This window comes from Novosphingobium silvae (assembly GCF_009856825.1).
GTDB classification, from domain to species: Bacteria; Pseudomonadota; Alphaproteobacteria; order Sphingomonadales; family Sphingomonadaceae; genus Novosphingobium; species Novosphingobium silvae.
The window spans coordinates 313,600-332,906 of the sequence record NZ_WVTD01000003.1; the positions used below are offsets into that span (position 1 = coordinate 313,600).

A 19,307-nucleotide genomic window follows, 5' to 3' on the forward strand; every position below is an offset into this window, starting at 1 on the left:
GGCCGGGCTCAGAAACGCGCCCGGCTCAGAATCGCCCGGGCGCGTAGGGCGCGGGATCCACATCTCCGCCGCTTTCGCCCAGCAGCAGCCTTGCGCCCAGATCGGCGGCGGCGGGCGCTGTCTGGATGCCGAAGCCGCCCTGCCCCGCGAACCAGAAGAACGTCCTGTCCCGCGGCGCGAAGCCATAGACCGGGAGCCGGTCGGGCGCGAACGAGCGCAACCCCGCCCAGCGGTGTTCGAGGCGCAGGACGGTCCAGTCCACCACCTGTTCCAGCCGGTCGATCGCCAGCGCGACGTCGATTTCCTCGGGCGCGGCGTCGCAGGGGGCGCTCGGCGTCTCGTCATGAGGGCTGAGCCAGAGCCGGCCGCTTTCCGGCTTGAAATAGAAGCTGCCGCCCACGTCCAGCACCAGCGGCAGGTCGTCCGGCGGGGGAACGTCGAGGCTGAGCTGGGCGATGGTGCGCCGGTAGGGAGCGATGCCGAGGGGTTCCAGCCCGGCAAGCCGCGCCACCGGATCGGCCCAGGCACCGGCGGCATTGACCAGCACCCCTGCCTCCACGCGCCGTCCGTCCGTCAACGTAAGGATCCAGCCCCCGGCCGTGCGCTCCGCCCCGGCAAGCCCGGCACGGCACCACAGCGCCGCACCGTCGCGCGCGGCGGCGGCAAGGTAGTGCTGGTGGAGCGCGGCGACATCGATGTCGCAGGTGCTGGGCTCAAGCGCGCCGCTGGTCCACCCGCCGCGCAGGCCCGGTATGCGCGCGGCGATCTCGGCGCGGCCAAGCAGATGCATCTCCACCCCGGCGGCGGCATAGCGGGCGGCGAAGGCCTCGACCTCGGGCTCCTGCCCCGCGCGCCCCAGCGTCAGCGCGCCGCGCGGTGTCAGCACGCCCAGCGTTCGAAGGACCGGGCCCGAGGCGGTGGTCAGCGGCTGCACGCCGGGACCACCATAGCTCTCGGTCCAGAACGCGGCGGAACGGCCGGTGGCGTGGTAGCCGGGATGCTCCTCCGCCTCGAGCAGCAGCACGCCCGCGCGCCGCCCGATGGCAGCGGCGAGCGAGGCTCCGGCCATTCCGGCGCCGACGATGACGATATCGAAACGCGTGCCCATCGCCTTCACCCCCATGCGGGAGCATGGGTATTGAGGAAGGCGGCGATGGCGGCGAGCGCGCGATCCCGCACGGCATCGACCTCGCGCAGGATCTCGTGCCGGCACTCCGCCCCGTAGCCGACCAGCTCGCCCCGGGGGAGACGAGCGGCGGCGCGGCGGATCGCGGGCCACGAGACGAGGCCGTCGATCGCGGTGCCGAGCAGCAGCACCGGCACGTCCACCCCTTCGAGCAGGCCGGGCGCTTCAAGAGCGCGGATCGAGGCCAGCGCGCGCTCGATCCAGCCCCAGCTCGCCGCGCCCATCGCCAGTTCGGGACGGCGGTGGCGCCACCACTGCTCGTCGTCGTAGCGGCTCTCGTCGTGGGTGAGCAGCAGGCTTCGCGCACGCGGCTGCGCGCCGGGCTTCTCGCCGCCTTTCCACGCCGGGCGCGCCGGATCGCCGAGCCCGGCGATGGTCCTTGCCACGGGGTGCAGCACGCGTGCGGGTATCCAGGCGGGATGAATGCCGAGCATGGGCGCCGACAGCACCAGCGCGTCGGGCTTCACCGCGCCTTCGGCAACGGCGCGCAGCACGAGGTGCCCGCCCATCGAATGGGCCACCGCGACATGGGGTCCGCTGGTCCGCGCCGCCCAGTCCGCATAGAGCGCGGCATAGTCGGCCACCCACACCGCGAAGTCGGGGACGTGCCCCGTCGTTCGATCATGACCGAGCCGACCGGAGCCCGCCTGCCCGCGCCAGTCCGCCGACGTCACCTGCCAGCCATCGTGATGCCAGCCATCCAGCGTTTCCAGCCACTTTTCGTAGGCGTCGCCCCGGCCGGGCATGAACAGGATCGAACCACGTGGACCGGCCGGCCAGTCGATGCGGCGAAGCAGGTGGCCATCGGGGAGGGCCCAGCGCGATTCGCGCGCAGCATCGGGAATCGCCCGGCGCGCGCGCGCAGGTTGGGCGGCCGCAGCGGCGGCGGCGGCGGCAGCACCGGAAGCAGCGGCATCGGGGGCGGCAGTCACCGGCAGGTCTCGAACAGGATCGTCACGGAGCGACAGGGCACCTTGGTTACTATTTGGTAGTGCCCCCTGGTGTAGGGGGCGTGCCCAAGAAGGGACGAACCTCATGTCGGGCGGTTATTTTTCCTATGCTTTGCTTGCCGCCTTGGCAACGGCGCTGCTGATCGCCGCCTTCACCGACCTCAGGCGGCGGGAGATCAACAACTGGCTCAATCTCTCGATCGCGCTGGCCGCCCCGCTGTGGTGGCTGGCGGCGGGGCTGGGTCCGATTGCGATCGCCTACCAGCTGGGCCTTGCCGCCGTGACGTTCGCGTTGGCCTGCGTGCTCTTCGCGACGGGCCAGATGGGCGGCGGCGACGTCAAGCTGCTGGGCGCGCTGGCGCTGTGGTTCCCGCCTGCCAGCTTCATGAACCTGGTCGTGCTGATGGCGCTGGTCGGCGGAGGCGGCTCGATCGCGATGGCCGCGCTCAACATGCAGCGCGTACCCGGCGAGGCGGTGCGCGACGTGCTGGCGGGCCTTGTCGCGCTGGTGTGGGTATGGTGCGTGGCCGCCATCGTCTTCGCAGTCGCCACGGGCAGGCCGGTGGTGGCGGAGGCGAGCGTTGAAGCGCTGGCCCGCCACGTTCCCGGGCTTTGGGCGCTGGCGCTGGTCGCCCTCGTCACCGGCTCGATCCTCATTCTGGGCCTGCGCCACATCATGCGGCGCCAGAAGTCGCGACTCGAGGTGCCCTACGGCATCGCCATTTCGGCGGCGGGCCTGTGGGTGCTGGGCGAACAGACGCTCGCCGGCGCCCGTATGGCCGCGCAAACGGGGTGAACTCGTTTTTAACCAATTTACCCGATAACGGCAGTCAATTCGGGGATTTTTGCAAGGGTCGTTTCTAGCCATGGACAGGAAGAAAGTGCTGCTGCTCGCAGCGGCGCTGCTCATCGCGGCCTTCACCGCCTTCGCCGCAAGGACGATGTTCTCGGGCGGCGCCGCGCCGCAGGCAGAGGCCGTGCAGGCGCAGAACGTGGGGCCCAAGGTCCTCGTCGCGCAGCGTGCGCTTCCGGTGGGAACGATCATCACGGCCGATTCGGTCTCCTTCCAGAACTGGCCGGGCGAACTGGTGAAGAACGCCTATTATGTCGAGGGGCAGGCCGACATGACCAAGCTGCTCGGCACCGTCGTGCGCTTTCCGATCACCGCCGGGCAGCCGCTGACCCAGGGCGCCCTCGTCGCGCCCGGTGACCGTGGCTTCCTGGCCGCCGCGCTGGCGCCCGGCATGCGCGCCATCACCATCCCGGTCTCGGCCAAGACGGGCGTTGGCGGGTTCGTGTTCCCGGGCGACCGGGTCGACCTCATGCTCACCCAGGACGTTCGCGGCGAAGGCGGCGGCGAATCGCTGCGCACCGCCGAGACGATCCTGCGCAACCTGCGCGTCCTCGCCACCGACCAGGCGACCGACAGCGAAGTGGTGGACGGCAAGACCGTGGTCCACGCCTTCCGCACCGTCACGCTCGAAGTCACGCCGCGCATCGCCGAGAAGGTCGCCGTCGCGCAGGAGATCGGCGAGATCAGCCTGTCCCTTCGCGCCATCGCCGACAACCAGGGCGAGTTCGAGCGCATCCTCGCCAGCGGCGACGTCAAGGTTCCCGAAGGCGCCACCCGCGCCGAGGAGGAATCGCTGATGAAGCAGGCGATGGCCCGGCCCATCGAAGGCAACACCACTTACGTGACCGGCGGCGACGTCTCGCGCTTCCAGCGCTCCACCGTGCCGAGCGCGCCGGCGGCTTCCGCGCCCGCGCCTGTTGCCGGCCCTGCTCCGCAGGCGGCAATGGGCGGCGCGGCTCCGGTACGCACCGGTCCCGTCGTCCGCGTGACGCGCGGCAAGGACACCACCGTCGAGCCCGTGGGCGCCAAGTAATGGCCGCCTGCAACCCACCCTCTGAGGGCACCTCCATGAAGTCGAGCCTCGTCAAGTTCCTGCTCAGTGCCGCCTGTACGGCCGCGCCCGCCACCGCAGGCATCATCGCGCTTGGCGCGGGAGGCGTCGCCACCCAGGCGATGGCGCAGTCGGTCACCCTTCCCGCGCAGGACATCCAGCTGTCGATCGGCAACGGCCAGCTCGTCACGGTGGCCGGCCCCATGACCGACATCTTCGTCGCCAACGACTCGGTGGCCGACGTGCAGGTCAAGTCGGCGCGCCAGCTCTACGTCTTCGGCAAGGCCGGGGGCACCACCACGGTCTACGCCAGCAACGCGGCAGGCGCGGTCGTGTGGTCGGGCACGGTGCGCGTGGGCTCCAACCTCGACAGCGTGGACGAGATGCTGCGCCTTGCCATGCCCGAGGCGAAGATCGCGGTATCCACCATGGGATCGGGCACGTTCCTGCTGACCGGTACGGTTCGCTCGCCCGAGGATGCGGCGGAAGCGGAGCGCCTTGTCCAGGCCTATTCCGGCAAGGACGCCAACGTCATCAGCCGCCTTCGCATGGCGACGCCGATGCAGGTCAACCTGCAGGTGCGCATTGCCGAGGTCAGCCGCTCGCTGGTGAAGTCGCTCTCGGTCAATCTCGCCAGCTACGATGCGACCTCGGGCACGAAGTTCGTGATCGGCCAGGGCACCGGCAGGTTCTCGCAGTATGCGCCCGGCGGCGCCATCGGCATCGGCGACGACTGGACCGAAGGCGTGACCGGCGTGTCCCCCAGTTCCAGCAGCACCACGCTCGGCCTTACCGGCAAGGTGCTGGGCATCGACCTGCTCGGCTCGCTCGACGCGGGCGAGACGGTCGGCCTCGTCACCACGCTGGCGCAGCCCAACCTGACCGCGCTTTCGGGCGAGACGGCCGACTTCCTCGCGGGCGGCGAATACCCGATCCCGATCAGCCAGGGCCTTGGTGCCACCTCGGTCGAGTTCAAGCGCTACGGCGTCGGCCTCAGCTACACGCCCACCGTGCTCTCGAACGGCCGCATCTCGATGCGCGTGCGCCCGGAAGTTTCGGAACTGTCGAGCCAGGGGGCGGTCACGCTCAACGGCTACGAGATCCCGGCGCTCAGCATCCGCCGCACCGAGACCACGATCGAGCTGGGTTCGGGCCAGAGCTTCATGATCGCGGGCCTGCTCAGCAACAACACCGCGAACACCATCCAGAAGATGCCCGGCGCCGGCGACCTGCCGATCCTGGGCTCGCTGTTCCGCTCCACCAGCTATCGCCGCGGCGAGACGGAACTGGTGATCATCGTGACGCCCTACCTCGTCAACCCGGTGAACAGCTCGCAGATCGCGCTGCCGACCGACGGCTTCAACTCGCCCAACGAACTGCAGCGCCTGCTGGGCAACATGGAGAGCGACAGCACCAGCGGTGCCAAGCGTCCGGGCCCGACGCAGGGCCCGTCCGCCGCGCCTTCTTCCTCGCCCTCCCCGGCGCCCGGCATCGGCGCGGCCGACCCCGCCGCAGCCACCGCCGGAGCCGCAAAGTCCGCCAAGCGCGCCGCCGCGAGCGATGCCGCCCGCCCCGGCTTCAGCCTGAAGTGAGAATGACCCACATGAAGCGCAGCGCTCCGTTCGCCCGCCCCGGCCGCACCGCGGCAGGTGGCCCCGTCCTCTCGGTCGGCCCTGTCCTTTCGACCGGCATCGTCCTCGCGCTCGGCCTGGCGCTTGCAGGGTGTGCCGGGGGCGTATCGTCGAACCGCTCGATGTATTCGGTCCACCAGCCCGTGGTCGAACGCACGGACTATGCCCTCGACGTGACCACCGGTCCTGCCGGCCTCGCCTATGGCGAGCAGGCGCGCCTGGCCGGTTGGTTCGATGCGATGGGCCTGAAGTACGGCGACCGCATCGCCATCGACGATCCCGCGAACGATCCCGCCACGCGCAGCACGGTCGAGGCCCTCGTCTCGCGCCATGGCTTGACCCTTGGCGAGGCTGCGCCGCAGACGGTGGGCTACATCACCGCCGGCACCGCGCGCGTCATCGTCACCCGCACCCGCGCCTCGGTGCCAAGCTGTCCCGACTGGTCCGCGAAGAGCGACGCCAATCCGGGCAACGGGCTGTCCACCAACTACGGCTGCGCCATCAATACCAACATCGCCGCGATGGTCGCCAACCCCGAGGACCTGATCCGGGGCGAGCAGGACACCGGCATGACCACCGCGGCCACCGCGGCGAAGGCGATCAACGCCTATCGCACCGCGCCCACCACCGGCCAAGGCACCACGGTCGCGGCCAGCGGTACCACGGGAGGAAACTGATCCATGACCGCACTCTGGAAATCGGGCGGACCCGGCGCGCGCGACATCTTCGCCGCGTTCCTGTGCGACGAGACATCGACCGGCGTGGTGCGCAGCATCGCCGCCGAACTCGGCTGGCCGAGCGAAAAGTGCCAGAAGGGCGGCCTTCGCAGCGCCGTGCAGTCGCTGTCCGTCACCGCTAGCCCCAATATCCTGATGGTCGACCTGTCGGAAAGCGGCGATCCGCTCAGCGACATCAATGCGCTGGCCGAAGTCTGCGAGCCCGGCACCGTCGTGATCGCGGTGGGCCAGGTGAACGACGTGCGCCTCTATCGCGACCTCATCAACAGCGGCATTCACGACTACCTGCTCAAGCCCCTTTCCTCCGGGCAGGTGCGCGATGCGCTGGCGCACGCGCAGGCGGTGTTCTCGGCCCCGCGCGTCCATGATTCGGGCGCGGCGGCGGCGCATATCTCGACGGCGGTGATCGGCACGCGCGGCGGCGTCGGCGCCTCCACCCTAGCGACCTCGCTGGCCTGGCTGCTGAGCACCGACCACAAGCTGCCGACCGCGCTGCTCGACCTCGACATCCATTTCGGGACGGGCGCGCTGTGCCTCGACCTGGAACCCGGCCGCGGCCTGACCGACGCGATCGAGAACCCGAGCCGCATCGACGGCCTGTTCATCGAGCGCGCCATGATCCGCGCGAACGACAACCTCGCGATCCTTTCCGCCGAAGCGCCGATGAACACGCCGCTGATGACCGACGGCTCGGCCTTCGTACAGCTCGAGGAGGAATTCCGCGCCGCCTTCGCCACGACGGTGATCGACCTGCCGCGCAACATGCTGGTCAACTTCCCGCAGCTGCTGGCCAACGTGAACGTCGTGGTGCTCGTCACCGAGATGACGCTGGCCTCCGCGCGCGATACGATCCGCATGCTCTCCTGGCTGAAGGCCAACGCCACGCAGACGCAGGTGCTCGTCGTCGCCAACAAGGTCCAGCCCGCGCTTTCCGAGATCAGCCGCGCGGACTTCGAGGCCTCCATCGAATCGAAGCTGGACTTCGTCGTCCCCTACGACCTCAAGGCCGCGTCGCGCGCCGCGAAGCTGGGCCAGACCTTTGCCGAGGCCAATCCCTCGAACCGCCCGGGCGCGGTCATGCGCGAGCTGGCGCAGGCGATCGTCGACACCGGCGACGCGCGCGAGGAAGCCGGGCGCACGGCATCGGCCAAGCCTTCGCTCCTTGGCAAGATCGACTTCAAGTCGATGATGCCGGGAGCAAGGAAGAAGGCGCAGGCGAGCGCGCAGTAAGGCGCGGGCGCACTCCGGAAGGCACGGCGAGACGACGATGAATTTCCTCCAGCTGATCATGGTCGGATGCGGTCTGGGCGGCGCGTTCCTGCTGCTCTGGGCGGCGCTGTCCGGCCCTTCCCCCACGCGCGAGTCGACCCGTCGCCTCAAGAGCGTGAGAGTGCGCCACTCGTCCAACAGCAGCGAACGGCTGGAGGCGCAGATGCGCCGCGCCGTAGCCGCCCGCAAGCCGCGCACCCACAAGATCGCGGGCTCTGCATCGCGGGCGGAAGCGCTGGCGCTGCGCCTCAACCGCTCGGGCAAGAAATGGACGATCTCGCAGTACGTCTACGGCTCGCTGGGCCTGGGCGTCTTCGTGGGGCTCATCGTCTTCCTCAAGAGCGGCGCGCTGTTCCTGGGCCTTGCCTTCGGCGCCTTCGTCGGGGCGGGACTCCCGCACATGGCGCTCAGCCACTTCATCAAGAAGCGCACCAACGCCTTCAACGTGAAGTTCGCCGACGCCATCGACCTTCTGGTGCGCGGCCTGCGCTCGGGCCTTCCCGTCTCCGAGACGCTGACCGTGGTCTCGCAGGAGATCCCCGGCCCGGTGGGCGAGGAATTCAAGCTGGTGACCGACCGCATGAAGGTCGGCAAGTCGATGGAGGAGGCGCTGCAGGACACCGCCGACCGCCTCGGCATTCCCGAGTTCAACTTCTTCTGCATCACTCTCGCCATCCAGCGCGAGACCGGCGGCAACCTTGCCGAAACGCTGGCGAACCTGTCCGAAGTGCTGCGCAAGCGCGCGCAGATGAAGCTCAAGATCCGCGCGATGAGCTCGGAATCGAAAGCCTCGGCCTATATCGTCGGCTCGCTGCCGTTCATCGTCTTCGGGATGATCTACTGGCTCAACCCCACCTACATCGGCGAGTTCTTCCTGGACGAGCGGCTGATGGTGGCCGGGATCGGCGGCGGCATCTGGATGGGCATCGGCGCCTTCATCATGGCCAAGATGGTCAGCTTCGAGATCTGATCAGGGACTGCGACGAACATGCTCGACCAACCCGCCGGCCCCACCATCCTCGGTTTCGACGTCACGCTCGTCGGCACGCTGCTGTCGATCGTGGCGGCCGCCGCGATGCTCCTTGCGATCTATTCGGCCATCACCATCCGCGATCCCATGCAGAAGCGGGTCAAGGCGCTCAACCAGCGGCGCGAGGCGCTGAAGTCGGGCCTCGTCACCACGGCCCGCAAGCGCCAGAGCGTGGTGCGCCGCAACGACACGACCGACCGCATGGGCGCGTTCCTGGGCAGCGCGAAGATGCTGCAGGACAGCCAGATCAAGGTGATCGAGCAGAAGCTCGCACAGGCCGGCATCCGCAACAAGGAATGGGCCGTCGCCGTGGTCTTCGCGCGGCTCGTCGCCCCGATCGTGCTGGGCGCGCTGGGCGCGCTGGTGATCTACGGCATCGATTACTTCCCGGAGTGGGGCAGCTTCAAGAAGTTCCTCGCTTTCGCGGCGATGGTGCTGCTGGGCTACAAGGGCCCGGACATCTTCATCCAGAACATGGTGAGCAAGCGCACCGACGCGATCCGCAAGGGGCTTCCCGACGCGCTCGACCTGCTGGTGATCTGCGCCGAGGCCGGCCTCACCGTCGACGCCGCGTTCGAGCGCGTCTCGCGCGAGCTGGGCCGCGCCTACCCCGAACTGGGCGACGAGTTCTCGATGACCTCGATCGAGCTGTCGTTCCTCACCGAACGGCGCCAGGCGTTCGAGAACCTTGCATACCGCGTCAACCTCGATGCGGTGAAGGGCGTGGTCACCACCATGATCCAGACCGAGCGATACGGCACGCCCCTCGCCTCGGCGCTGCGCGTGCTCTCGGCCGAATTCCGCAACGAGCGCATGATGCGGGCCGAGGAAAAGGCCGCGCGCCTGCCCGCGATCATGACCGTGCCGCTGATCCTGTTCATCTTGCCCACGCTCTTCGTGGTCATCCTTGGTCCGGCGGCCTGCTCGATCTCGGACGCGTTCTCGGGCGGCGGGCCCGGCTGACGCCGCCCCAGAGTTCGACGCTCTAGAGTTCGACGCCCTGGAGTTCGCGCACCATGTAGCAGGCGCCCTCGCCATAGCTTTCGAGCTTGCGCGAGAGCGCCTCGTCACCCGCCACCGGCGCGAAGCCCATGGCCTGCCAGAACCCTCGCGTCCCGTTCACCGAGACGAGCGCGATGCGCCGGGCGCCCCGTCCGCGCATCTCCTCCACGAGCCGCTGCACGATAGGCCGTGCATGTCCCTGCCCCCTTGCTTCCGGCGCGAACGCAAGGTCGTGGAGGTAGACGTCCTCAATCGAGGGCGGCAGTGCACCCAGCGCGCTGTTCAGCGGCGGGATCGCCCCGCGTGGCCAGGGATAGGCGATGAGATAGCCCGCCACCTGCCCGTCCCTGTCCAGTACGAAGCAACCTTCCGGAAACAGCGCGAGCCGCTCCTCGAAGCACGCGCGCGCCTCGAAGTGCTCGGGAAAGGCGGAGCGCGCCACCGCCACCACGCCATCGATATCGGCGCCCGTCATGCCTCTCCATCGCGTGGGGGTTACGGGTGCTGCGTCTGTGTTCATCGCGGTGCTGCTCCGATGGCGCCTCTCGGGACGACTGGATAGCCGCGCTTCCCGCGCTTTGCACGCCCGGCGGCGACGATCGCACGCCAGTGCCCCGCACGGCTATATCCCCCACTTCCGGAACCCGCGCGCCTTTCGTGCGTCCCCTCCATGCGATACGACAGGCACCCACCGGGCCTGCCGGGGGCGGCCCGTCGGATAGGATGTGACTTGAACAGCTTGAGCCGTTTCACCGAGCGCCTGCCGCTACTGCCCGAACGGCCGCAGGTGCAGTATGCGGTGACGCTGGTGCTGTGCTTCGTAGCACTGTGGGTGCGCTGGGTGCTCGACGGCGCCTTTCCGCCCGGCTACCCGTTCGTCTCGTTCTTCCCCGCGGTGATCCTCAGCTCGTTCCTCTTCGGCCCGCGTCCAGGCGCGCTGGCGGCGGTGCTCTGCGGCTTGTTCGCCTGGTACGTCTTCATCCCGCCGCGCGGCGTCTTCGCGCTAAACCACGGGACGGTCACCGCGATGCTCTTCTACACGGGCGTCGTCGTGGTCGACATCCTGCTGGTCCACCTCATGCAGGCGGCCAACCAGCGCCTGCGCGCCGCGCGCGAGGAAGTGCGCCAGCTGGCGGAAGAGCGCGGCCATCTGGTCGAGCGGGCGGAACTGCTGTTCCAGGAGATGCAGCACAGGGTGGGCAACAACCTGCAGATGGTGGGCGCGGTGCTGTCGCTCCAGATGCGCGGCCTCGTCGAACCCACCGCCAAGCGAGCGCTGGGCGATGCGGCGGCCCGGCTGCAGGTGATCGGCAACATCCAGCGCCAGCTCTACCGGCAGGACGGCCAGCTCGTCCCGCTCGACGTCTTTCTGGGCGAGGTGTCCAGCAAGATCATGGCCTCGAGCGCAAGGCCCGGGATCACCTGCACTCTCGAGGCGGAGCGCGACATCGTGCTCAAGCCAGACAGCGCCGTGCCGGTGGCGCTGATCGTCAGCGAGGCGATCGCCAACGCGCTCGAGCACGGGTTTGCCGACCGCGAGGCGGGCGCGATCCACCTGCGCGTCGTCCGGCTCGACGGCACCATCCAACTCAGCGTCGAGGACGATGGCAGCGGCCTGCCGCAGGGCTTCGACCCTGAGCTTGCCGACTCGATAGGCCTTCGCATCTCGCGTGTGCTGTGCCGCCAGCTCGGCGCGCGGATGGAGCTGCGCAGCGGGCGCGAATCGGGCGCCTGCATGACCCTTGTCCTGCCCCTTTCCCGCCTTGCCGACCCCGCGCCGGATGAGGACTGATCGCTCATTCCCGGCGGCTCGCGGCGGGGCTGCGACGAACCCGGCCCAAATCGACGGCACCTGCGCTTTCGGTAACTTGAGATTCAGCCGCGTGCGCCTACATTGGCCGACTGAAAGGACGGTTTCCCGCAAATGAACGACGACCAGCCCAACGGCAATCCCTGGGTCAAGAGCCTGCTTGTATGGGGCGGCATCTTCCTCGCCCTTCTGATGGTGGTGTCGATGTTCAGCACGCGCGCCACCACCGGGCCGGCCATCCCTTATTCCGACTTCCGCAGCAAGGTTGCCGAAGGCAGCGTGGCATCGGTGGAGATCGCCGAGGACCGCATCGACGGCAAGCTCAAGAACGGTGAGAACTTCAGCACCGTTCCCGTGCCGAACGACATCTCGCTCGCGCAGCTGCTGCAGGACAACGACGTCAAGTACTCGGGCCGCGAAGCCGAGCAGGGCAGCCTGCTGTTCTACATCCTTGCCCAGACCCTGCCGTTCCTGCTGATCGTCGGCATCGCCTTCTTTGCGCTGCGCCAGGTCCAGAAGGGCGGCGGTTCGGGCGCGATGGGCTTCGGCAAGTCCAAGGCCAAGATGCTGACCGAGCGTTCCGGCCGCGTCACGTTCGACGATGTCGCCGGCATCGACGAGGCGCGCGAGGAACTGCAGGAAATCGTCGAGTTCCTGCGCGATCCCACCCGCTTCTCCAAGCTGGGCGGCCAGATTCCCAAGGGCGCGCTGCTCGTCGGCTCGCCCGGCACCGGCAAGACCCTGCTCGCCCGCGCCATTGCGGGTGAGGCCGGCGTCCCCTTCTTCACCATCTCGGGCTCGGACTTCGTCGAGATGTTCGTGGGCGTTGGCGCGAGCCGCGTGCGCGACATGTTCGAACAGGCGAAGAAGAACGCGCCGTGCATCGTCTTCATCGACGAGATCGACGCGGTCGGCCGCCATCGTGGCCATGGCCTCGGCAACTCGAACGACGAGCGCGAGCAGACGCTGAACCAGCTGCTGGTCGAGATGGACGGCTTCGAGGCGAACGAGGGCATCATCATCATCGCGGCGACCAACCGCCCCGACGTGCTCGACCCCGCGCTGCTGCGTCCCGGCCGCTTCGACCGCCAGGTCGTTGTGCCGGTGCCCGACATCGAAGGTCGCGAGAAGATCCTCGCCGTTCACATGAAGAAGGTGCCGCTCGCTCCCGACGTGAACCCGCGCGTGATCGCACGCGGCACGCCGGGCTTCTCGGGCGCGGACCTTGCCAACCTCGTGAACGAGGCCGCCCTGCTCGCCGCGCGCCGCAACAAGCGCCTCGTCGCCATGCAGGAGTTCGAGGACGCCAAGGACAAGGTCATGATGGGCGCGGAACGTCGCTCCATGGTCATGACCGAGGACGAGAAGAAGATGACCGCCTACCACGAGGCCGGTCACGCGATCGTCAGCGTGAACGAGCCCGCATCGGACCCGATCCACAAGGCCACCATCATCCCGCGCGGCCGTGCGCTGGGCATGGTGATGCGCCTGCCCGAGCGCGACAGCTATTCCTACCACCGCGACAAGATGCTCGCGAACCTGTCGGTGGCGATGGGCGGCCGCGTGGCGGAGGAACTGATCTTCGGCCATGACAAGGTGTCTTCGGGCGCTTCCTCCGACATCCAGTACGCCACCAGCCTGGCGCGCTCGATGGTGACCAAGTGGGGCATGTCCGACAAGCTCGGCCCGCTCCAGTACGAAGAGGCGCAGGAAGGCTATCTCGGCATGGGCGGCTCGCACCGCACTATGGGCTCCGACGAGACGAACCGCCTGATCGACAGCGAAATCCGCCTGCTGGTGGACAATGCTCACGCCCGCGCCACGCAGATCCTGCAGGACCAGGCCGAGGCGCTGGAAACGCTGGCCCAGGCCATGCTCGAGTTCGAGACGCTTTCGGGCGACGAGATCAAGACCCTGCTCGAAGGCGGCACGCTCGACCGGCCCACCAGCCCGCGCGGCCCCTCGACCCCGCGTCCGATCTCGGGGTCGGCCATTCCCAAGTCGGGCAAGCGTTTCACCGGCGGGGCCGCCCCCCAGGGCGCCTGAGGCAAACGCTTAAGCCACAAGGTCTCCTCCGGGAGAATGCAGGAAGGGGGCGCCGGCACAACCGGTGTCCCCTTTTTGCTTGGGCGGGCAGCAGGTCATGGAAGAACGCGCACCGCGTTCGTTGAACACGCGCCGCATGTCGGCCGGCATGGCAACGCGGACCGAGCAGTGACGTCCCGCCAAGGCAGGCGCTTTCGTGCGTGTGCGCCCTCCCGCCCGGCCGGGCGCTCCACAAATTTCGCCGCCTCGGGAGCACCCTGCCGCGCCTCGGCCCGGCTAGGTTCAGCGTAGTCGAAACTGGCGACGGGCCGGCGACACGCCAGATCGACGCTTCAGCGCCGCTCCTGCAGCTTCTTCTCGATCGCGGTCCAGAGCCGCTGGAAGGCGAGCGCGGCCGCGCTTTGCGGCGCGAACGCGCCTACCGGCTGGCGGTGGACGGCCCCTTGCTCGACCGCGCTGGCATAAGGGATCGACGGCCAGTTGGGGTTCGTCTCCTGCGCCTGCTTGTGCAGCGCGCGGCGCATGTCGAGCATGGAGAGCACCGGCAGGATCGGCGGGTGGCGCTTGGTGTTGCCTGCGATTTCGCGCACCACGAGGTCGAAGGCCCGGGCCGAAAGCGGCGACGGCGGCAGCGGCACGATCACGAGGTCGGCCGCGCGCACGATCTGGGCGGAAAGCTCGTTCATGACCGGCGGGCAATCGAGGATGATGCGCGAATAATCCGCCGAGAGTTCCTCGGTCAGGCGGGCAAGCCGCTTGCGCTTGCCGATCCTGGCAAGCTGCGCATCGAGGCTGCGGATCGATTCGTCCGCTGGCAGCACGTCGAGCCCGGCGAAGGCGGTCTTCTGGATGAGCCGGGTGGCTGGCCGCTCGCGCGCGAAGACTTCCTCGGCCAGCTGCGTATCCTGCGGCTCCAGGCCATAGAGGAAGGCCGAGCCTCCGGCGGCGTCGAGATCCCACAGCAGCGTCGGCCGTTCGCCTGCCACGGCCGAGCACCAGGCGAGATTGGCCGCGAAGGTCGTCTTCCCGACCCCGCCTTTTACGCTGTAGATCGCGATCGTCGCCCCGCCATGAGGCGCTTTTGGCGGCTGGGGCTCAACGTCCGAAAGGGGACCGCCCTTTCTGGACGCTCCCCCCGGGAAACCGATGATGCGAGGCAGTTTCGACTTGGCAGGCACCTCGTGATCGTTGCCCGCCGCGCCGCGACAGTCAACGAAAACGATCAGCCGTCGTAGTCGCCGCCGATCGAGGTGTTGCGCGTGGGCGCCGAGGCGGTGATGCGCAGAGCCTCGGCCGACTGGCTCAGCGAGCCGACTTCGTCCATCTCGTCGTCATCGTCGGGCAGGACGCGCTGCATCGAGGAAACCAGCGTTTCCTTGAGGTTCGCAGGAACCACGGTCTGCTCGGCGATTTCGCGCAGGGCAACGACCGGGTTCTTGTCACGGTCGCGCTCGAGAGTGAGTTCCGCACCGCCCGAAATCTCGCGCGCGCGCTGGGCGGCAAGCAGGACGAGATCGAAGCGGTTGGGGATCTTGTCGACGCAGTCTTCGACAGTTACGCGCGCCATGGGCACTCCCGGGAAAGAATCTGAAAGGTCTGGAAAGGGCGGCACATAGTCCGCAGGACCGGAGAAGTCAAGGAAAGCGCCGGAAGCCGTTCCTCCTACGCTTGCGTGAACCCGAGCGCCAGCCTCGCCAGTTCCGGAAACGCCTGTGCCCGTTCGCGCGCCTGGGCATTGGCGGCGGTGCCCCGGATGACCCGGCCCTTGATGCCGTGGAAGATCGCAGCCAGGCGAAAGAAGTTGAAGGCCATGTAGTACCGGTAGTCCGGCAGCCCCTCGCGCCCGGTGCGCCGGCAGTAGGCGGCGACATAGTCCGCCTCGTTCGGGATGCCGAGCGCGGCGATGTCCGCTTCCCCCAGCCCCGCCACGATGTGCGGGGGCATGTGGTACATCATCGCGTGATAGGCGAAGTCCGCCAGCGGATGGCCAAGCGTGGACAGCTCCCAGTCGAGCACGGCAAGCACGCGCGGCTCGGTGGGATGGAAGATCATGTTGTCGATGCGAAAGTCGCCGTGGATGACGCTGGAGGAACCGTCGTCGGCGGGCATGTTGTCCTCGAGCCAGGCGATCACCGCGTCCATGTCGGCGTTGCGGCCCGCCGCTTCGTCCTCGAGATACTGCTTCGACCATCGGCCGACCTGCCGCGCAAAGTAATTACCCGGCCTGCCGTAGTCTCCAAGGCCGATCGCCTCGGGATCGAAGGCGTGGAGCTGCGCGATCGCGGCGTTCATCGCATCGAAGATGGCGGCGCGTTCATCGTTGGAGACGCCGGGCACGGTGGCGTCCCAGAAGATGCGGCCCTCCACCATCTCCATGACGTAGAACCAGGTGCCGATCACCGCGTCATCCGTGCACAGGCCATGGACCTGCGCCACCGGAAAGCCCGCGCCGTGGAGTGCTAAGAGAACTTTCGCCTCGCGCTCCACCGCATGCGCGCCCCTGAGCAGCTGGCCGGGCGGCTTGCGGCGCAGGACATAGCTGCGCGCAGGCGTCACCAGCTTGTAGGTCGGGTTCGATTGCCCGCCCTTGAACTGCTCGATCGTGAGCGGCCCGGCGAAGCCCTCGACATTGGCGTCCATCCAGCGAACCAGCGCGGCCTCGTCGAAGCCATAGCCTTCGCGCACGGCGGAAGTGCCGGAGTTGGCGTCGGACAGATCGGGCGCGACCTCGCTCATGCCGGTTCGGTTTGCGTCTGCTGGGATGTCGCTGTCGCCAGAGCTTCCTGGGCCTTGCGCCAGTCGCGGCGGATCTTCTTGGCAAGGCTCCACTTGTGGACCTCGGTCGGGCCATCATAGATGCGGAAGGCGCGGATTTCGCGGAACACCTGCTCGACGATGGTGCGCTCGGTCACGCCGATGCCGCCCAGCACCTGCACGCAGTTGTCGGCGATCTTCATCAGCGCTTCCGAGACCGAGACCTTGGCCATCGAGCTTTCGACCGTGCCGAGCGAGCCGGAATCGAGAACGCCCGCGCACCAGTCGATCATCAGCTCGCACTGCTTGATGAGGATCTGGTTCTCCGCCAGCATGAAGCCCACGCCCTCGTGCTCGATGAGCTGCTTGCCGAAGGCCATGCGGCGGCAGGCGTAATCGGACGCGATCTCCTGCGCGCGGATGCAGGCCCCCAGCCAGCGCATGCAGTGCGAGAGGCGCGCAGGGCTCAGGCGCACCTGCGCGTACTTGAAGCCCTCGCCCGGCGCGCCCAGCATCTGTTCGGCCGGCACCCGCAGGTTGTCGATCGTCAGCGTGGCGTGGCCGCCGGGCATGGAGGTGTCTATGGTGTTGGGCACCTCGTCGATGCGGATCGCCGGGTCGGGCAGGTCGACGAGGAACATGCAGGCGCCGCCCCTGGTGTCCTCTTCCTCGGACGCGGCCATGACGATGCCCACCATCGCGCCCTGCGCCCCGGTGATGAAGGTCTTACGCCCGTTGATAATCCAGTGGTCGCCGTCCTTGCGGCAGGTGGTCTTCATCATCGAAGGGTCAGAGCCGGCACCGCCCCAGTCGGCAGGCTCGGTCATGAAGAACGCGGAGCGGCCCCTGCCCTCCACCAGCGGCTTCAGAAAGCGGTCCTTCAGCTCGGGCGAGCCGACGTGGCCGATGAGGTACATGTTGCCCTCGTCCGGCGCCATGGTGTTGCAGGCGAGCGGGCCCAGCGGCGAGAGGCCCGACCTGATGAGCACCACGGCCGTCTCGCGCTGGGTGAGGTGCGATCCGTCCTGCCGGATGTGCGGCGTGAGCACCCCGGCCTCGCGGGCGAGCGCGCGCATTTCCATCACCAGCTCGTCGGTCGGCGCGCCGTGATGGTCGCGGCGCGGGTCCTTCTCGTAAGGGACGATGCTTTCGCGCACGAAGGCCTCGACCTTGTCGGCCATGTACTGTGCGTGCTGGGAAATCTCGGTCATTACTGCAGCACCCTGATCGGATCGGTACCGTCCCAGTCGCGGGCGGCATCCTTCATCATCTGGAACAGGCCCTCGCTGCCCGAGAGCGGCTGGAGGTACTCGATGACATGACCCGGGCCCTGGCCGGGATCGACGTAGATCACCTCGCCGTCGGCGCCGACCTTGCCCTCGACGATGACCTCGGCGCCCGCTTCCGCGCAGGCGGCGCGGGCCTCGGCGATCGATTCGACGAAGACACAGACATGGTGCAGCCGGTCGCGCACCGCATACTCGCCCGAATAGAGCGAAGGCGCATCGCTGTCGGTTTTGATAAGCTCGATCTGGATGTCGCCCCAGTAGCCGATGGCCATGGTGAAAGTGGCGTCGGTGGCCGCGCCCTTGTACTTCATGTCGTCGAGCCGGACGTCGTTCAGGACGAAGAACGGGCCCACGCCCACGGTCTCGATCCAGTACTTCATCGTGGCGTCGAAATCCGTCGGGAAGTAGGCGAGCTGGATGACCTCGCCCAGACGCTTCAGCGGGCCGGGCTTCAGGGTGCTCAGGGTATCCTCTCCGGTCATTGTCATGCTTCCTTTCAGGAGAAGAGGCCTTCCGGCGCCTCGATCAGGCCTTTCAGCGTCTGCAGGAACTGCGCTCCGGCCGCCCCGTCGATCGCGCGGTGGTCGACCGAGAGGGTGAAGGAGATGCGCGTCTCGAAGGAGATGCCTGCGCCCGCGGTCTCCACCGGCTGGCGCAGCGCCGCGCCGACGGCAAGGATCGCGCCCTGCGGCGGGTTGATGATGGCATCGAAGTTCTCGATCCCGAACATGCCGAGGTTGGAGACGGAGAAGGTGCCGCCTTCCATATCGTCCATCGACAGGCCCTTGCCCTGCGCCTTGTCGATGAGGCGGCGGGTTTCGGCCGCGATCTGGTCGATGCGCATGAGGTTCGCCTGTCGCACTACCGGCGTGACGAGCCCCTTGGGCCCGGCCACCGCGATCGATACGTCGGCATGGGGGAAACGGTGGATCTCCGACCCGTGGACCTGCACGTTGACATCGGGGTGCCGGGCGAGCGCCACCGCGCTGGCCTTGACGATCCAGTCGTTGACCGAGGCCTTGCAGCCCAGCACCACGTTGGCCGTCTTGCGCATCTCCAGCAGCGCCTCGGCACTGGCCGACATGCGCAGGTAGAAGTGCGGGATCTCCTGCTTGGCCTGCGTCAGCCGCTGGGCGACGACCTTGCGGATCCGGTCGAAGGGCACGATCTCGGGCCGGTTCTCGCCGGCGACGAAGGCGGGGGTTTCGGGACTTGCCGCAGCGGTGGCGGCGGGCTTGGGCACCAGCGCCAGCACGTCCGCCTTGGAGATGCGGCCGCGTGGTCCCGTGCCCTCCAGCCCCTGCAGCGACAGGCCATGCAGCGCCGCAAGACGCCGGGCGAGCGGGGAGGCGAAGATCTTCAGATCCTCTATCCCGACCGGCAGCACCCCTCGGGGAGCGGCGGTGGACGGGCCGCGCAGTGCCTTCACCACATCCTGATGGGTGATGCGCCCGCCCCGTCCCGATCCCTCGATGACGGCAACGTCGATGCCTTCCTCTTCCGCCAGGCGCAGGGCCTCGGGGCTGATCGGCCGGTTCGTCTCGATCCGGGTGCGAGGCTTCTCGGGGCTAACAGCGCGTTGACGAAGTCGGTGTGATCTGATTCAGCCTGGATACGGAAAGAAGGCGGTCAGCGACGATGGCGATGCGACGTGATGGTGATGTGCAGGCGGATCTGATCGTGTCGTGGTCAGATATAC

The 19,307-nt window shown here is 68.3% G+C and carries 18 protein-coding genes and 1 pseudogene; 9 read left to right on the plus strand and 10 right to left on the minus strand.

The window, feature by feature from the left end; genetic code table 11:
- Positions 1-25: 25 nt before the first annotated feature.
- Complete coding sequence (locus tag GR702_RS06505) at positions 26-1,108, minus strand: NAD(P)/FAD-dependent oxidoreductase (RefSeq protein WP_160985144.1); 1,083 nt, start codon at positions 1,106-1,108, stop codon at positions 26-28.
- A 5-nt stretch (positions 1,109-1,113) separates the two neighbouring features.
- A complete protein-coding gene (locus tag GR702_RS06510; protein ID WP_337192541.1) occupies positions 1,114-2,031 on the minus strand; it encodes an alpha/beta hydrolase in 918 nt (305 codons plus the stop codon).
- Positions 2,032-2,221: 190 nt separating this feature from the next.
- Here GR702_RS06510 and GR702_RS06515 point away from each other — a divergent pair, with 190 nt between their 5' ends.
- From GR702_RS06515 to GR702_RS06545, 7 genes are all read left to right on the plus strand, one after another.
- Positions 2,222-2,932: an A24 family peptidase gene (locus GR702_RS06515; RefSeq protein WP_160985146.1), complete on the plus strand. Its 711-nt coding sequence runs from the start codon at positions 2,222-2,224 to the stop codon at positions 2,930-2,932.
- A 70-nt stretch (positions 2,933-3,002) separates the two neighbouring features.
- On the plus strand, positions 3,003-4,022 hold the full coding sequence (gene cpaB / locus GR702_RS06520) for a Flp pilus assembly protein CpaB (RefSeq protein ID WP_160985147.1): 1,020 nt from the start codon (positions 3,003-3,005) through the stop codon (positions 4,020-4,022).
- A gap of 35 nt (positions 4,023-4,057) precedes the next feature.
- On the plus strand, positions 4,058-5,632 hold the full coding sequence (locus GR702_RS06525; protein ID WP_202408083.1) for a type II and III secretion system protein family protein: 1,575 nt from the start codon (positions 4,058-4,060) through the stop codon (positions 5,630-5,632).
- A 2-nt stretch (positions 5,633-5,634) separates the two neighbouring features.
- Positions 5,635-6,348, plus strand: a complete 714-nt coding sequence (locus GR702_RS06530; RefSeq protein WP_237449582.1) for a CpaD family pilus assembly protein — start codon at positions 5,635-5,637, stop codon at positions 6,346-6,348.
- Positions 6,349-6,351: 3 nt separating this feature from the next.
- Positions 6,352-7,638, plus strand: coding sequence for a P-loop NTPase family protein (locus GR702_RS06535; protein WP_160985149.1), 1,287 nt, complete (start codon positions 6,352-6,354; stop codon positions 7,636-7,638).
- 37 nt (positions 7,639-7,675) lie between these two features.
- Positions 7,676-8,647, plus strand: coding sequence for a type II secretion system F family protein (locus GR702_RS06540; RefSeq protein WP_160985150.1), 972 nt, complete (start codon positions 7,676-7,678; stop codon positions 8,645-8,647).
- Between the two features lie 18 nt (positions 8,648-8,665).
- Positions 8,666-9,670, plus strand: coding sequence for a type II secretion system F family protein (locus GR702_RS06545; RefSeq protein WP_160985151.1), 1,005 nt, complete (start codon positions 8,666-8,668; stop codon positions 9,668-9,670).
- A 22-nt stretch (positions 9,671-9,692) separates the two neighbouring features.
- Here GR702_RS06545 and GR702_RS06550 read toward each other — a convergent pair whose 3' ends face one another.
- Entirely contained in the window at positions 9,693-10,184 is a 492-nt protein-coding gene (locus GR702_RS06550; protein ID WP_160985152.1) for a GNAT family N-acetyltransferase, read from the minus strand.
- Positions 10,185-10,439: 255 nt separating this feature from the next.
- On the opposite strand from GR702_RS06550, the gene GR702_RS06555 reads away from it, so the two are divergent.
- Both GR702_RS06555 and ftsH read left to right on the plus strand, forming a co-directional pair.
- Entirely contained in the window at positions 10,440-11,501 is a 1,062-nt protein-coding gene (locus GR702_RS06555; protein WP_237449583.1) for a sensor histidine kinase, read from the plus strand.
- A gap of 132 nt (positions 11,502-11,633) precedes the next feature.
- Complete coding sequence (gene ftsH / locus GR702_RS06560) at positions 11,634-13,565, plus strand: ATP-dependent zinc metalloprotease FtsH (RefSeq protein ID WP_160985153.1); 1,932 nt, start codon at positions 11,634-11,636, stop codon at positions 13,563-13,565.
- A 332-nt stretch (positions 13,566-13,897) separates the two neighbouring features.
- Here ftsH and GR702_RS06565 read toward each other — a convergent pair whose 3' ends face one another.
- From GR702_RS06565 to GR702_RS22655, 7 genes and pseudogenes are all read right to left on the minus strand, one after another.
- Entirely contained in the window at positions 13,898-14,623 is a 726-nt protein-coding gene (locus GR702_RS06565) for a ParA family protein (protein WP_337192542.1), read from the minus strand.
- A gap of 164 nt (positions 14,624-14,787) precedes the next feature.
- Entirely contained in the window at positions 14,788-15,132 is a 345-nt protein-coding gene (gene rpoZ, locus GR702_RS06570) for a DNA-directed RNA polymerase subunit omega (RefSeq protein WP_160985154.1), read from the minus strand.
- A gap of 95 nt (positions 15,133-15,227) precedes the next feature.
- Complete coding sequence (locus GR702_RS06575) at positions 15,228-16,301, minus strand: phosphotransferase (RefSeq protein WP_160985155.1); 1,074 nt, start codon at positions 16,299-16,301, stop codon at positions 15,228-15,230.
- Complete coding sequence (locus GR702_RS06580; RefSeq protein ID WP_160985156.1) at positions 16,298-17,530, minus strand: acyl-CoA dehydrogenase family protein; 1,233 nt, start codon at positions 17,528-17,530, stop codon at positions 16,298-16,300. Before GR702_RS06580 ends, GR702_RS06575 begins: the two co-directional genes overlap by 4 nt.
- Positions 17,530-18,090, minus strand: coding sequence for a VOC family protein (locus GR702_RS06585; protein WP_160985191.1), 561 nt, complete (start codon positions 18,088-18,090; stop codon positions 17,530-17,532). The genes GR702_RS06580 and GR702_RS06585 overlap by 1 nt, the downstream gene beginning before the upstream one ends.
- 14 nt (positions 18,091-18,104) lie before the next feature.
- Positions 18,105-19,037, minus strand: a complete 933-nt coding sequence (locus tag GR702_RS06590; RefSeq protein WP_337192540.1) for a 2-oxo acid dehydrogenase subunit E2 — start codon at positions 19,035-19,037, stop codon at positions 18,105-18,107.
- 12 nt (positions 19,038-19,049) lie between these two features.
- A pseudogene (locus GR702_RS22655) lies at positions 19,050-19,211 on the minus strand (E3 binding domain-containing protein); the annotation flags it as partial.
- Between the last annotated feature and the right edge of the window lie 96 nt (positions 19,212-19,307).